Raw genomic sequence first — 13,322 nt, 5'->3', positions numbered from 1 at the left:
TTACTTTAGCGCACCGAAGGCAGCTTGTCAGCATATTGCGACCAGTTTCGTGAAATCTCCTGCACGACGCGGTTTCCCACGAGGAAGGCGGCGTCGAGCGAGGCCTGGAGCGCAGACAGGCCGGTGCTTTCGGACGCGAGGCTGGCGGCCGCATCACCGCCCTTGGGCTGGGTCGAATAATTGCTTCCCGTACGCAGCACGAGCAGCCGGTTGGGATCCACCTTGCCGACCCGGCCGAGCATGGAGAGCGACTGAATGACGCCCGTATCCTCCATGGCGGTCATCACGAAGCTGTCCTTGCGGCCGGTCCAATATTCCGCCCAGCGCTCGAAATGCGCGTTGAGCATCGCACCGTGCCAGAAGCCCTGCCCCGAAACCTCGTCGCCGACCAGCACGCGCGGCGGCTGCTCCGCCTGCGGATAGCCCTTATAGGCGGCGCGCAGCGTACGCAGCGTATCGCTGTCCGGGATCTTCACATCCTTGGTGAGCTTATAGGCCCAGTCGCGCAGATCCTTGTTGGCGGGGAAAAGATTGTAGCTGCTGTCCTGCGGCACGGGCAGCTGATAGGGCCGCGTGCGTTCACGCGGGAACATGCCGGTGACCCAGTCCTTCGGCGCCTCGCGCGGATCGATCAGATAGCCATGATCGGTATCCACCACATCGCCGATCCAGGCGGCCGAGCCGATCGAGCCGGTGTTCGGATTGACGCCCGCGATCGCCGCGATCAACCAGTAGCTCTTCCGCAGATCGAAGCGCGGATCCATGCCCAGCGCCATGATCGAGGCGGCCGCCCGGCTGGTGCCGATGCTGGTGTTGATCGCCAATACCTGCGTCTTGGGATCATAATGAAGATCGCGATAGCCGGCCGGGAACGGAATCTTTTCCGGCAGCACCTGCGCCCAGGCCTGAAACTCGCCGGCCTTGTCGCCCGTATCCTCGCCAATCTCGAAAGCGGTGACGACGACGACGCGCACGGGGATCGGCGCCGTGACGGGCACGGCGGCAACGGCCGGCGCCACGGGTTGGGCGGCCGCCGGGACGGCAGGCAGCAGCGCCAGCGCACTGGCGAGCAACATCGATCGGAAATTCGTCTTCATGGATACTCCTATGGGCATCGCCATCGGCTCAGCCCGCCGCAAGATAGAGGAAGCGGAACACGAACAGCCCCGCAAGGACGAAGAGAAGCCAGTCCTTGACCGTCGCCTGGCCACGGACGATCTTGAGCACCGCATAGCTGGTGATGCCGAAGGCGAGACCATTGGCGATGGAGAAGCTGAGCGGGATCATCACCAGCGTCAGGAAGGCCGGCACCGCGATCAGCGGATCATCCCATTCGATCTCCACCAGCGGCGCCATCATCAGCCCGCCGACCAGGATCAGCGCGGGCGCGGTAGCGGCAACGGGGATCGCCTGCGCATAGGGCGCCACGAACATGGTGACGAGGAAGAGCAGCCCGGTGACGACCGAGGTGAGCCCCGTGCGCCCGCCTTCCTGCACGCCGGCCGCACTTTCGACATAGGAGGTGATGGTGCTGGTGCCGGCGAAGGAGCCGACGATGGTGGCGGTCGCATCGGTGAAGAGGATGCGGCGCAGATTGGGAATGCTGCCGTCCGGCCCGGCCAGCCCCGCGCGCTTCGACACGGCGACGAGCGTGCCGATATTGTCGAACAGATCGACGAACAGGAAGACGAAGATCACCTCGACCAGGCCGAAGCCATGATTGCCGAGGCCCAGCGCGCCGGACAGGTCGAGCTTGAACGCCGTCTCGGTCATCGCCGACAGGCTGTAGGGCTGCGGCTTGATCTCGACCAGGCCGAAGGCCCAGCCGAGCGCGGTGGTGACGAGAATGCCGATCAGGATCGCGCCCTTCACCCGCCAGGCGCTGAGCCCCGCGACGAGGATCAGGCCGAGCAGCGCCAGCGCGGCCGACGGCGCGCGCAGATCGCCCAGCGCGACGCTGGTGGCGGGATTGCTGACGACGATGCCGGCGTTGCGCAAGCCGATGAAGGCGATGAACAGGCCGATGCCGCCCGCCACCGCGGCAAAGAGATGCGGCGGGATGGCAGCGATGATCATCTGGCGGATGCCCGCCGCCGCCATCAGGAAGAAGGCGATGCCGGAAATGAGCACGCAGCCCAGCGCGACCGGCCAGGGCACGCCCATCTGCTGCACCACCGTGAAGGAGAAATAGGCGTTGAGCCCCATGCCGGGCGCAAGCGCGAGCGGCACATTGGCGCTAAGGCCCATCAATATGCTGGCGAAGGCGGCGGCGAAGCAGGTGGCGGCGGCGACCGCCGCGACCGGCATTCCGGCGAGGCCCAGGATCGCCGGATTGACGATCACGATATAGGCCATTGTGAGGAAGGTGGTGACGCCCGCGAGCACCTCGGTACGTACCGTCGTGCCGCGTTCGCGCAGATGGAACATCCGCTCGAGCCTCGTCACAGCCATATCATGCATATATCATGATCCCAGACATAGAGTTTCTCCCCGCATTCCGGCGCATGTGCCGGAATTCCCCTTCATAGCCCGACTTTAGAATGAGCAAGATCCCGGCCTCAGCCGCCGGGATGGCGTGGGCCGACGGATATGCCCGCCGGCCCATCGGATCAGAACTTCTTGCTCAACGACACGCCGATAATGCGCGGCTCGTTCACCATGCCCGTCAGATTGTTGAAGTCGATCGCGCTGACCGAACGGATCTTATCGGCGATATTGCGCGCGAAGACGGCGAGCTTCTCGCCGCCGATGGACGTCACCGCCACGGGCACGTCGATCGCCCGCTCCTCGCGGCGCGACGCGGTAACGACGATATCGCCCAGCCCCTCGCTTGCGGCGGGCTCGGCAGTCTGGGCCGGAGCCGCGCTGCCGGCAAAAGCGAGCACGAGCGCCGACATCCCGCCGAGCAACGACAGAACACGATCTTGATTACGGAGATGCAGCATGGTTACCCTTTTTTGCCTGCTATCTCCTCCTGCGAACATTCATCCCCGTATTTTTCAGGGTTGATCGACGGTAGCACAGTTCATGCGCCGCACAATAGGTCAGAAGTCATTTACTTAACTACTGCATCTTTTCGGATTTACCCTTTTTTATCTGCTGGATAGCTCCATTTCCACCGGCTCGGAGAAGCCGATGATCCCGGCTTCCTCCAGCGCCGCTGCGGCCGCGAACAGCAGATCCTCCCGTCCCGGCGCGGCGATGAGCTGGACGCCCAGCGGCAGCTCGCCCGGCCGGGCGAGCGGCACGGACAGGACGGGAAGCCCGATCAGCGTCAAGGGCTGGGTATAGAGGCCGAGATTCGCCCGAGCGGAGACGGGCTTTCCTTCCACCATGATCGTCGCCGAGGCGATACGCGGCGCAGGGCCCGGACAGCCTGGCGCCACGAGCAGATCGAATCGATCGAACAGCGCCAGCGCCGCATCGCGCGCCCAGCCGCGGAAACGCTGCGCCTGGATATAAGTGGCGGCGGGCAGCATCGCGCCGGCGAGCAGCCGGTCGCGCGTCGCGGGATCATAGGCCATGGCGCGGCTGCGCAGATCGGGCAGATGGAGATTGCCGCCTTCCGCCGCAGTGATGAGGAAGGCCGCCGCGCGCGCGCGCTCGGCCTCGGGCAGCTCGACCGGCACGGCGCCGCCGAAATGATCGGCAATGCGATCGATGCCGGCCAACAGCTCCTCGCTCGCATTGCGGCGGAACCAGCCTTCGAGCCGGCCGACGCGCAGCCCCTCCGCGGGGACATCGGCGGAGCGACATCCCGCCAGCGCATCGAATATGAGGCGCATATCGGCGACGCTGCGGGCGAAGGGCCCGACCATGTCGAAGCTGGCAGCGAAGGGGAAGGCACCGCGGCGCGACAAGCCTCCCTGCGTCGCGCGCAGGCCATAAAGGCCGCAGAGCGCAGCGGGCACGCGGATCGATCCGTTGGTGTCCGATCCCAGCGACAGCGGCACCAGCCCCGCCGCCACCGCCGCCGCCGATCCGCCCGACGATCCGCCCGCGATCCGATCCGGATCATGGGGATTGCGGGTCAGGCCGAAATGGGCGTTGTCGGTCGCGAATCCATAAGCGAACTCGTCCATGTTGAGCGTGCCGACGAGCACGCCCCCGGCTTCGTTGAGCGAGGTGATCGCATCGGCGTCGCGCGCGGCCGGCGACGCATCACGGCGCAGCGCCGCGCCGGCCGTGGTGGGAATGCCGGCCACGTCGAACAGGTCCTTGACCGCGAAGGGCACGCCCGCGAGCGGGCCCGGATCGATCCCGCGCGCGATCTTCGCATCCACCGCGCGCGCATCGGCAAGCGCGCGTTCCGGCAGCAGCCGGGTGAAGGCGTTGAGCGGCGGATCGCGCCGGGCGATATCGGCGAGCGCATCGCGCGCCACCTGCTCCGCGCTGGTCCGGCCGGCGCGGACATCGGCGGCAATCGCGGCGGCGCTGCGGCTATCGGGACCGCTCATGGCCGATATTCCGGCGCAGGCTCGCGCTCGGGCGGCAGCGGGAAGGCATGGAGCAGATCGGCAAAGGCGCCGAGCAGCGCCATATTGCTGTCGATGCCCGGCAGGCAGGCTTCGTCCAGCGGCAGGTCGAGCGCCGCCGCCTGGGCGAGGATATGGTCACGAATGGTTGAATGTTCCGGCATGGCGCCACCGTGCCCAAGTAAGTCGCCGCTTACAAGCCCGGAAATCGCCCGCCGCTCAATCCAGTTCGAGCGCGATCGCCGTCGCCTCGCCGCCGCCGATGCACAGCGCCGCCACGCCGCGCCTGAGGCCGCGTGCCTGCAACGCCGCAATCAGCGTCGCGACGATCCGCGCACCGCTGGCGCCGATCGGATGGCCGAGCGCGCAGGCGCCGCCATTCACATTGATCTTCTCATGCGGAATGCCGAGCTCGCGCATGGCGATCATCGCCACCACGGCGAAGGCCTCGTTCACTTCGAACAGGTCGACATCCTCCACCGCCCAGCCCGCCTTGCCCAGCAGCTTGCGGATGGCAGGCACGGGCGCGGTGGCGAACAGGCCCGGCGCATGGGCATGCGCGGCGGTCGCCACGATCCGCGCCGCCACGGGCAACCCCTTCGCCGCCGCCACGCTCGCGCGCGTCATCAGCAATGCCGCAGCGCCATCGGAGATGGAGGAGGCATTGGCCGCGGTGATCGTGCCGTCCTTCGCGAAGGCGGGCTTGAGCGTGGGGATCCGCTCCGGCCGCGCCTTGCCCGGCTGCTCGTCCTGCGCGACGACCTCCTCGCCGCCGTGCGTCGGGACGATGACGGGCACCAGCTCGGCGGCGAAGGCACCCGTCCGGATCGCGGCATTGGCGCGGCGCAGGCTTTCGATCGCATATTCGTCCTGCGCCTCGCGCGTGAACTGATAGTCGCGCGCCACATCCTCGGCGAAGGCACCCATCAGCCGGCCCGGATCATAGGCGTCCTCCAGCCCATCGAGATACAGGGAATCCGTCACCACATCATGGCCGATGCGCGCGCCGCCACGATGCTTGGGCAGCAGATAGGGCGCGTTGGTCATGCTCTCCATCCCGCCGGCGACGACCATGTCCGCCGATCCGGCAGCAAGCGTCTCAGCCGCCATGATCGCGGCCTGCATGCCCGATCCGCACATCTTGTTGACGGTCGTCGCCTCCACCGATCGGGGCAGACCCGCGCCCAGCGCCGCCTGCCGCGCGGGCGCCTGGCCCAGGCCGGCGGGCAGCACGCAGCCCATATAGATGCGCTCCACATCCTCGCCCGCGACGCTCGCCCGCTCGACCGCCGCCTTCACCGCGACGGCGCCCAGCCCGGTCGCGCTGACGGCAGACAAGGCGCCCTGAAAGCCGCCCATCGGCGTGCGGGCAAAGGCGGAGATGATCACGGGATCGGCGAGCATGGAGGCTATTCCCCTGAAATCAGGCGACTTTAGATCGCATCGTCCCGCCCCATGCACGCGCTGCCCCGGGCATTAGCGGGACATGGGCCATCAGATGGGAAAGCGCGTTGCCAAGACAAGGTCCCGCCCAGGCAAGGCGAGGACCGACAGGCGTCACTCAGGGAAATGGCGCTGCTCAATAGCGATGGATCGGAGGAGACAGTCGATCGTTACAGGAAAGAAGGTTCAGGAGCGTCAGATGTCAGCAATTCCGTCCTGCGCGCGCTGCGTTGGGCGACATCAGCTTGCGACCATATCATTTGCCCTCTTCGTCATGATGACGAGCCTGGGGCTTGCTTCCGCCCCGCCCGATGCGACCGAGCAGGAGGCCGCGGCCCCGATCGCGGAGCCTGCGGCTCCGCAAGTCCCCCACTGGTCGCAGGCCGCCGCGCAGGAGCTGATCGAAACGGTCGAGGCCGCCGGCCGGGAGGGGCTCGATCCCGCCGACTATGGGCCGTCCGAGCTGCGCCACGCGCTGGAGCAAGGCGAGGGCCCGGCGCTGGACGCCGCCGCGCGGGCCACGGCGCTCGCGCTGGCGCGGGATTATGCGCTGGGCCGCGTCACCGATCGCGCGCGTGTCGGCTGGCATATCAAGCGCCCGCCCGATGAGCTCGGCGATCTGGAGATGCGGCTGGACGAGGCGGTGCGCCAGGGCCAGATCCGCACCTGGCTGGAAAGCCTGCTGCCGGCCGATCCCCGCTATGCCGCGCTGCGCGACGCGCTCGCCGCGACACCCGAAACCGATGGCGCGGCGCGCGACCGGCTGCGCGCCAATCTCGAACGCTGGCGTTGGATGCCGCGCGCGCTGGGCGACAGCTATATCTATGTCAACGTACCGAGCTACAGGCTCGATCTGGTCGAGGGCGGCGCAACGCTTTCCAGCTATGACGTGGTGGTCGGCGCGAAGAAAACGCCGACGCCGCAGATCGTCGCCCCCGCGCAGCGGCTGGTGGTCAATCCCTGGTGGAACGTGCCGAAGAGCATCGTCAAATCCTCGAAGCTGCGCGCCGGCCGCAAATATCGCGCGGCCCCCGACGGGCGCCTGCGCCAGCCGCCAGGGCCGAACAATGCGCTCGGCAAGATCAAGATCGACATGGACAATGCCCATGCCATCTATCTGCACGACACGCCGTTCAAGACGGCCTTCACGCGCACCGACCGAGCGTTGAGCCATGGCTGCATCCGCGTGAAGGATATCCGCCAGCTCGCCACCGAGCTCCTCCTCCACGGCCAAGGCGACGCCGCCGCGTTCGAGAGTGCCCTTGCCGGATCGAAGACGCGGACGATCCCGTTACAGCGCAACCTGCCGGTCTATCTCGTCTATTTCACCGCCGATGTGGACCAGAATGGCCAGATCGTCACCTATGGCGATCCCTATGGCCGGGATGCCGCGATACTGGCGGGGCTCGACGGCGGGATGAAAATAACTGCGAGCTGAAGGGAATCGATTCCCGCCGCACCGCCAAAATGCTATGAAGCAGGGGCAATGCGCGCCATCAGCCGCCGCCACCTGCTCCGTTCCGCGACGCTCGGCCTTACCGGCCTCGCCGTTGAAAGGGCTGCGGCCGCGAGCTTCATGGGTGGATCGGCCAGCGCCGCGCGGGGCGTATCGCCACGGCTGCTGGAAAGCGCGCTCCGGGCGCTGGCCCGGCACCATCGCCGCATCTGGTCACAAGACGTGATCGCCATCGCCGATTTCAGCAGCTTTTCCGCCCGGCCCCGGCTGTACCTGATCGACATTCTCGACGGCCGCACGACCAGCCTGCTCGTCGCCCATGGCCGGGGCTCCGATCCGGACAATTGCGGCTTCCTCAGATATTTCTCCAACCTCGTCGGATCCAAGGCGACATCCGAAGGCGCCTATCTGACGGGCGAACGCTATGAAGGCATGCATGGCACGGCACGACGCCTGATCGGGCTCGATCCCAGCAACGACCGGGCGGAGGAACGCGCGATCGTGATCCATTCGGCCAAATATGTCGGGCAGGACATATTGGCCAGACGGGGCCGGCTGGGGCGGAGCGAAGGTTGTTTCGCGGTCTCGCCGCAGGATATCGTGCAGGTGCTGGCCCGGCTGGGCACGGGCCGCCTGCTCTATGCCGGCAAGGCGTGAGTCCCCAAGCCGTCACCCCCCAATAGCGGTCGCATAGGCAGGCCGGATGGATCGGGCGATCACCGCGCGGGTCACGTCCTGCATCAGCCGCTGGCGCTCGGGAATGCCGCGCCGCGTGCTGCCGATCATCACCGCCACGGCATAGCTGCGTCCATCGGGCGAGGTGAGCAGGCCGACATCATTATAGCCGGTGGCGAGCCCGCCAAGCTCCTGCCCCGTGCCCGTCTTGTGCGCGAAGGACCAGTCGGGCGAAAGGCCGCCGCGCAGCCGCTGCGGCCCCGTGCGGCTGGAGGACATCAGGCCCAGCAGATAGTGGGTGGAGGCGATCGAGAGCAGCTCCCCCCTGCGCAGCCGGGAAAGCGCGGCGACGATCCCCACCGGCTGCGCCCCATCCATAGGATCGGCCAGATAGCGGCGCATCGCTTCGGAGCGGACCTGCATCGGCAGCGCCGCGCGGGCCTGATAGAAGGCGCCGCCCAGCGCATATTCGGGCCGCCATTCCAGCCCCGCGATCCGGCTCTGGAGCAGCCTTTCGCCCGGGCCGAAGGCGATGCCCGCCAGCCCCTTGCGCAGGAACATCGCGCGCACCGCATCCGGCCCGCCCGCACGGCGGAGCAGCAGATCATTGGCAGTATTGTCGCTCTGCGTCATGGCGAGCGACAGCAGCGAGCGATAGCTGGTGCGATAGCCACCCGCGCCGACCAGCGCGCGGATCGGCTGGTGAAAGACGGTGAAGTCGCGCGGGCCGATGAGAAGCTGCTCGTCGAGCGACAGCTCGCCCCGGTCGACCGCGTCGAGCAGGGTGATCGCCACCCACAGCTTGCTCACGCTCTGCTGCGGAAAGGCAAGACCGCCATTATAGGCGACCGTCCATCCGGCCTGCACGTCGCGCACGGCGATGCCGACCGTTCCGTTAAAGCCGCTGCCCAGTGCAGTGATCGCCGAATCGAGCCCGACCGGCGGACCCGAAATGGCGTCGGGCAGCAAGGCCCTGGGGACGGCCGTCGCCATGGGCATTTGCGGTGCGCCCACGGGCGCGCGGACCGGCGCCGCCACGGCCTTGGAGGGGGGCGCCGCCACCAGATCGGGCTTGGGGACGCAGCCGGTGAGCAGCAGCAGGGCAAGGCCGCCCGAAAGGCCGAGCGGGCTTCCCGAAATGCACCTGCCGTTCATTCGCAAGCCCCCACTTCGCATTGAATTCACCCGACTTTAGCAGATCTCAGGTGAAGCGATGAGGCCCGCGCGCGGCTCTCGCCGGCGAGAGCGACGAAACGGGCGACACGCGCGCCGATCCGTGATCGGCCCCACGCTTGCCGTCAGGAAGCCGGCTTCGCCTTCGGTGCTGCGGAGAGATGCTCATAGGCAAGCCGCCAGCCCTCTTTCGTGCGGCGATAGAGGTTGGTGCCTAGCCGGCCAGCAGCGCCTCCGCCTGATCGAGCGTTCGGTCGAAGGCGGAAACGAGCGCGCGATAGGGGGCAGGCGTCGCCATATCGAGCCCGGCGCGCTTCAATATCTCGGTCGGATAATCGGATCCGCCGGCCTTCAGCACGGCCAGATAGCGATCGCGCGCGGCAGCACCGCCGCCCGCAATATCTTGCGCGAAATAGACCGCACCCGCGATCGACGTAGCATATTTGAACACATAGAAGTTCATGTAGAAATGATTGATATAGGCCCATTCGATCGCATAGGCCGGATCGATCTCCACCTTCGGCCCATGATATTTCTTCAGAAGATCGAGATAGATGGCCGTGAAACGGGCGCCGGAAAGCCCCTCCCCTTTCTCGGCCAGATCATGGATCGCCAGTTCGAATTCGGCGAACATCGCCTGGCGGAAGAATGTGCCGCGGAAGCTTTCCATCTGCTGGCCGAGATAGAAGAGCTTTTCCTCGCGCGTTTTCGCTCTCTCCAGCATATGCTGGACGAGGATCTGCTCGTTGCAGGTGGACGCGATCTCGGCGGTGAAGATCGAATAGTTGGCGGTCTCGAACGGCTGGGCGGCATTGGCGAGCAGCGAATGCATCGCATGGCCCCATTCATGCGCGTAGGTCGTCAGCCCATCATAATTTTCGGAAAGGTTGAGCAGCAGATAGGGATGCACATCATAGGCGCCAGGGTTCATATAGGCGCCCGATCGCTTGCCCTTGCGCGGCAACGGATCCATCCATTTCGCCGCCGTGGCCCGCGCCAGTTGATCGGCATAAGGCTTGCCGAGCGGCTTCAGCGCCTCCAGCGTGATCGCGCGCATCTCCGGCAGGGTGAATTTGCGGTCGAGCGACACCAGCGGCGGATAAATGTCGTAATAATGCATGTCCGGCAGCTTCAGCATCCGCCGGCGCAGCTCGAAATAGCGATGGAGCACGGGCAGGCCGCGATTGGTTTCGGCGACGAGCGTGCGATAGACCGTCTCGGGAATATTGTCGGCGGACAGCGCAGCTTCCAGCGAATTGCCATATTTGCGTGCCCGGGCGGCGAACATGTCGCCCTTGATCCGCGCCGCAAGCGCCGCGCCGAGCGCGCTTTCGAACTTGCCGTAGCTCTGCCAGAAATTGTCGAACACCAGCTTGCGGTCCGCCCGGTCGGGCGCGTCGCGATGCATGGTATAGCCCTGATCGTCGAGCGTCGCCTTGACGCCGGTCGAAAGCGTTACCTCGGCGCGCGGCATGTCCGAAGAGACGATCTGGCCGCGAATATCCTGCGGCGCCGCCTGAAGCGTGCCCGCCGCCGCGATGATGCCCTCGCCCTCCTCGCCCAGCGTATGCGGCGCCTGGCGCAGCACGTCTTCCAGCCCAAAACGGCATTTGGCGAGGCCCGGATCGGCAGCGAGAAAGCCATCTATCTTCGGCTTGCCCACAGCAAGCAGCTCGGGATTGAACCAGGCGGTCGCCTCGCCCAATGCGGTGGCGAGGTCCGTCACCTGCTGCCGACGCTCCTGATTGACGGCGACACGCAGATCCTCATCCGCCTTCAGGCTGGCATAGACATAGATGCGATAGACCTGCCGGCTGAGATCGGAGATGGCCTGAAGTGCGGCCTTGAGCGTGGCGGCGCTCCCGCCCAGCATGCCCTTGTAGCGCAAAAGGCCGGGCACCGCTTTGGCAGCCGCCTCGCGCGCCGCATTCCATTCCGCGTCGGTCGGGTAGAGCTCGGTCAGGTCCCAGGCGGCGGCCGTGCCCGCCTCAGCCGCAGCAAGGGCCGGATTGGCAGCCGCGAGCGCGGCGAACGTGCCGGCGGAAAGCAGCAGGTCGCGGCGTGAAATATCGGTCATCATCGTCCCCCGAAAATCATCGGCAACGTCGCAGGCGGCGGCCGGATGGCAGCCATCCTGTGCGAATTTTCCGGGATCGGCAAATGGATGTCGGACCGAAACGATCTGCGCCCCCTACCCATCGTCGCCCCTGCCTATGCCGGGGCGACGATGGGCTTAGGCTGCGTTACGCGCGGCCTCGGCCAGTTCGGCGTTGCGGCGGGCGGAGGCGGCGAGCATCGCCGAGAGGAGCTTCACCAGCGCGCCACCCTCGTCGAGCACGTCCAGCCCCTTGCGCGTGCTGCCGCCGGGGCTCGCCACCCGGTCCGCCAGCAGCGCCGGGGATTCGTCGGCGGTCGCGGCGAGCAGCGCTGATCCCTCGACCGTCGCCAGCGCCAGCCGCGCCGCCTGATCTGCCGGAAGACCGATCGATGCCCCCGCCGCGCCCAGCGCATCGATGAAGCGGAACAAGAAGGCGGGACCCGAGCCGGCGAGCGCCGTCACCGCATCGAACAGCGCCTCATCGACCCATTCGACCAGCCCGAGCGGCGCCATCAGCGCCTCCGCCAGGCGCCGCGCGACGGGATCGAGCCCCTCGCCACCAAGCGCCACCACGCCCTTGCCGATCGCGACCGGCGTGTTCGGCATGGCGCGCACTATGGCGGAAGGATTGGGAAAGCGCGCGCGCAGCGATGCCGTCTCGACGCCCGCCAGGATCGATACGAGCAGCGTTTCCGTAGCCAGCGCGGGCGCGATCAGCGGCGCCACCTGATCCAGCGCCTGCGGCTTCACCGCGAGCATCAGCATGGTCGGGCTCGGCCCGTCGGGCGGCGGCATGGTGAGCACGGTCACGCCCGGCGCGACCGGCTCGGCCGTGCGACGGATCACGGTCACCTGCGCCGGATCGAGCCCGGCATCGAGCCAGCGGCGCAGCATCGCGCCACCCATATTGCCCGCGCCGACCAGCCAGACGGGCCCTTCGATCGGAAATGCCATGCCGGGCGTCAGGCCTCGCCCTGCGTCTCGATCAGTGCGGCGGAAATCGCCTCCTGCGGGCTCTTGTCGCCCCACAGGACGAACTGGAACACCGGATAGAAGCGCTCGCATTCGTCGATCGCGGCTTCCACCAGCGTTTCCGCCTGATCGAGCGTCAGCGCCGCGTCGCGCTCGGAATCGAGCAGGGCGGCATGGCGGAACAGCAGCATGCCCGAGCTCGCCCACATTTCGAAATGGCCGATCCAGAGCTGCTCGTTGATCAAGCCCAGCGTCTCATAGACCGAGCCGCGCTTGTCCGCCGGCACGCGAATATCGGGTAGGGCCAGGAATTGGAGGACGCGATCCTCGTCCCGCCACACGGCGCGCAGTTCATATTGCGCCCAGCTTCCCTGGAAGCTGGCGACGATCTCCTCATCGGAGGTACGCTCATTGGCCCAGCCATGCGCCTCGAAATAATGTTCGAGTATGTCGATGGGGGCGCCGCCTTCGCGCGCGGCTTCATATTCGTCGACCGTCATGGGCTCCCTTCCCGGCGGCAGCCCCAATATATGGTGGATCCGCCGCAATATATGGTGAACCTGCGACCGGAGATAGGCAAGCGCCGCCCCGCCGGAGCGGCGACAAATCTGTGGATGAAAAAAGCGGGATCAGATGTCCAACCCCGCCGCCGGTGGCGTCGCGGGCCCGGCCTTGCCCGCCTTGCCCGTGGATCTGGCCTCGAGCGCGTCGAGCCGGGCCTTCAGCGCATCGGCCTCGTCGCGCGCGGCGGCGGCCATGGCCTTCACCGCCTCGAACTCGTCACGGCTGACGAAATCGAGTCCGCCGATCCATTCCCGGGCACGTTCGCGCGCGGCGGCCTCCGCCTCGCGGCCCATGCCGGCCAGCGTGCCGGCGGCGCCGTTCACCATCTTCACGAAATCGTCGAAAAAGCGGTTCTCGCTCTGCATTTGGCCCGGCTCCTCGGAGGCGTTGATCATCTCGGCCAGATTTGGGGGCTGGGCGGGATAGGCGCAAGCTCCATCCACGGATTTCCGCGGAAATCGGGAAA

At 66.9% G+C, this 13,322-nt stretch carries 13 protein-coding genes; 2 read left to right on the top strand and 11 right to left on the bottom strand.

All coding sequences use genetic code 11. The annotated features are described in order from the left end of the window. Nucleotides 1-5: 5 nt before the first annotated feature. From CLG96_RS08830 to CLG96_RS08805, 6 genes are all read right to left on the bottom strand, one after another. Nucleotides 6-1,097: a purine-nucleoside phosphorylase gene (locus CLG96_RS08830; RefSeq protein ID WP_107967514.1), complete on the bottom strand. Its 1,092-nt coding sequence runs from the start codon at nt 1,095-1,097 to the stop codon at nt 6-8. Nucleotides 1,098-1,125: 28 nt separating this feature from the next. Next, nucleotides 1,126-2,460, bottom strand: a complete 1,335-nt coding sequence (locus CLG96_RS08825) for an NCS2 family permease (RefSeq protein WP_107967513.1) — start codon at nt 2,458-2,460, stop codon at nt 1,126-1,128. Between the two features lie 149 nt (nt 2,461-2,609). Then, nucleotides 2,610-2,897, bottom strand: coding sequence for a hypothetical protein (locus tag CLG96_RS08820; protein ID WP_107967512.1), 288 nt, complete (start codon nt 2,895-2,897; stop codon nt 2,610-2,612). A 195-nt stretch (nt 2,898-3,092) separates the two neighbouring features. Further along, nucleotides 3,093-4,457: an AtzE family amidohydrolase gene (locus CLG96_RS08815; RefSeq protein WP_107967511.1), complete on the bottom strand. Its 1,365-nt coding sequence runs from the start codon at nt 4,455-4,457 to the stop codon at nt 3,093-3,095. Further along, complete coding sequence (locus CLG96_RS08810) at nt 4,454-4,639, bottom strand: DUF4089 domain-containing protein (protein ID WP_107967510.1); 186 nt, start codon at nt 4,637-4,639, stop codon at nt 4,454-4,456. The genes CLG96_RS08815 and CLG96_RS08810 overlap by 4 nt, the downstream gene beginning before the upstream one ends. Nucleotides 4,640-4,694: 55 nt before the next feature. Beyond that, the gene (locus CLG96_RS08805; protein WP_107967509.1) at nt 4,695-5,879 is read right to left on the bottom strand and encodes an acetyl-CoA C-acyltransferase; all 1,185 of its coding nucleotides are present in this window, start codon (nt 5,877-5,879) and stop codon (nt 4,695-4,697) included. Nucleotides 5,880-6,117: 238 nt separating this feature from the next. Here CLG96_RS08805 and CLG96_RS08800 point away from each other — a divergent pair, with 238 nt between their 5' ends. Then, nucleotides 6,118-7,356 (top strand): L,D-transpeptidase family protein, encoded by a 1,239-nt coding sequence (locus CLG96_RS08800; protein ID WP_133175383.1) that lies wholly within the window; start codon nt 6,118-6,120, stop codon nt 7,354-7,356. Between the two features lie 48 nt (nt 7,357-7,404). Then, nucleotides 7,405-8,031 (top strand): murein L,D-transpeptidase catalytic domain family protein, encoded by a 627-nt coding sequence (locus CLG96_RS08795; protein WP_107967507.1) that lies wholly within the window; start codon nt 7,405-7,407, stop codon nt 8,029-8,031. A 12-nt stretch (nt 8,032-8,043) separates the two neighbouring features. Here the strand turns inward: CLG96_RS08795 and CLG96_RS08790 are convergent, their stop codons facing one another. The 5 genes from CLG96_RS08790 to CLG96_RS08770 all read right to left on the bottom strand — a co-directional run bounded on the left by CLG96_RS08790 (nt 8,044) and on the right by CLG96_RS08770 (nt 13,221). Next, the gene (locus CLG96_RS08790; protein WP_107967506.1) at nt 8,044-9,204 is read right to left on the bottom strand and encodes a serine hydrolase; all 1,161 of its coding nucleotides are present in this window, start codon (nt 9,202-9,204) and stop codon (nt 8,044-8,046) included. Between the two features lie 232 nt (nt 9,205-9,436). Continuing rightward, on the bottom strand, nt 9,437-11,299 hold the full coding sequence (pepF, locus tag CLG96_RS08785) for an oligoendopeptidase F (RefSeq protein WP_107967676.1): 1,863 nt from the start codon (nt 11,297-11,299) through the stop codon (nt 9,437-9,439). A 156-nt stretch (nt 11,300-11,455) separates the two neighbouring features. Beyond that, a complete protein-coding gene (gene proC / locus CLG96_RS08780) occupies nt 11,456-12,274 on the bottom strand; it encodes a pyrroline-5-carboxylate reductase (RefSeq protein ID WP_107967505.1) in 819 nt (272 codons plus the stop codon). 8 nt (nt 12,275-12,282) lie between these two features. Then, a complete protein-coding gene (locus CLG96_RS08775; RefSeq protein WP_107967504.1) occupies nt 12,283-12,792 on the bottom strand; it encodes a type III secretion system chaperone family protein in 510 nt (169 codons plus the stop codon). A gap of 129 nt (nt 12,793-12,921) precedes the next feature. Further along, the gene (locus CLG96_RS08770; RefSeq protein ID WP_107967675.1) at nt 12,922-13,221 is read right to left on the bottom strand and encodes an accessory factor UbiK family protein; all 300 of its coding nucleotides are present in this window, start codon (nt 13,219-13,221) and stop codon (nt 12,922-12,924) included. Between the last annotated feature and the right edge of the window lie 101 nt (nt 13,222-13,322).

The sequence above is a fragment of the Sphingomonas oleivorans genome (assembly GCF_003050615.1).
GTDB lineage: Bacteria > Pseudomonadota > Alphaproteobacteria > Sphingomonadales > Sphingomonadaceae > Sphingomonas_H > Sphingomonas_H oleivorans.
Note: the sequence above shows the minus strand (reverse complement) of the source record. Positions and strands in the feature narration are given on the sequence as shown.

Excerpts from the sequence above, each read along its gene's own strand:
- CLG96_RS08820 (WP_107967512.1), bottom strand. The coding sequence starts at position 2,897 with ATGTCGGCGCTCGTGCTCGCTTTTGCCGGCAGCGCGGCTCCGGCCCAG.
- CLG96_RS08815 (WP_107967511.1), bottom strand. The coding sequence starts at position 4,457 with ATGAGCGGTCCCGATAGCCGCAGCGCCGCCGCGATTGCCGCCGATGTC.
- CLG96_RS08775 (WP_107967504.1), bottom strand. The coding sequence starts at position 12,792 with ATGACGGTCGACGAATATGAAGCCGCGCGCGAAGGCGGCGCCCCCATC.
- CLG96_RS08790 (WP_107967506.1), bottom strand. The coding sequence starts at position 9,204 with ATGAACGGCAGGTGCATTTCGGGAAGCCCGCTCGGCCTTTCGGGCGGC.
- CLG96_RS08800 (WP_133175383.1), top strand. The coding sequence starts at position 6,118 with ATGTCAGCAATTCCGTCCTGCGCGCGCTGCGTTGGGCGACATCAGCTT.
- CLG96_RS08770 (WP_107967675.1), bottom strand. The coding sequence starts at position 13,221 with ATGCAGAGCGAGAACCGCTTTTTCGACGATTTCGTGAAGATGGTGAAC.
- CLG96_RS08810 (WP_107967510.1), bottom strand. The coding sequence starts at position 4,639 with ATGCCGGAACATTCAACCATTCGTGACCATATCCTCGCCCAGGCGGCG.
- pepF (WP_107967676.1), bottom strand. The coding sequence starts at position 11,299 with ATGACCGATATTTCACGCCGCGACCTGCTGCTTTCCGCCGGCACGTTC.
- CLG96_RS08825 (WP_107967513.1), bottom strand. The coding sequence starts at position 2,460 with ATGCATGATATGGCTGTGACGAGGCTCGAGCGGATGTTCCATCTGCGC.
- CLG96_RS08805 (WP_107967509.1), bottom strand. The coding sequence starts at position 5,879 with ATGCTCGCCGATCCCGTGATCATCTCCGCCTTTGCCCGCACGCCGATG.
- CLG96_RS08830 (WP_107967514.1), bottom strand. The coding sequence starts at position 1,097 with ATGAAGACGAATTTCCGATCGATGTTGCTCGCCAGTGCGCTGGCGCTG.
- proC (WP_107967505.1), bottom strand. The coding sequence starts at position 12,274 with ATGGCATTTCCGATCGAAGGGCCCGTCTGGCTGGTCGGCGCGGGCAAT.
- CLG96_RS08795 (WP_107967507.1), top strand. The coding sequence starts at position 7,405 with ATGCGCGCCATCAGCCGCCGCCACCTGCTCCGTTCCGCGACGCTCGGC.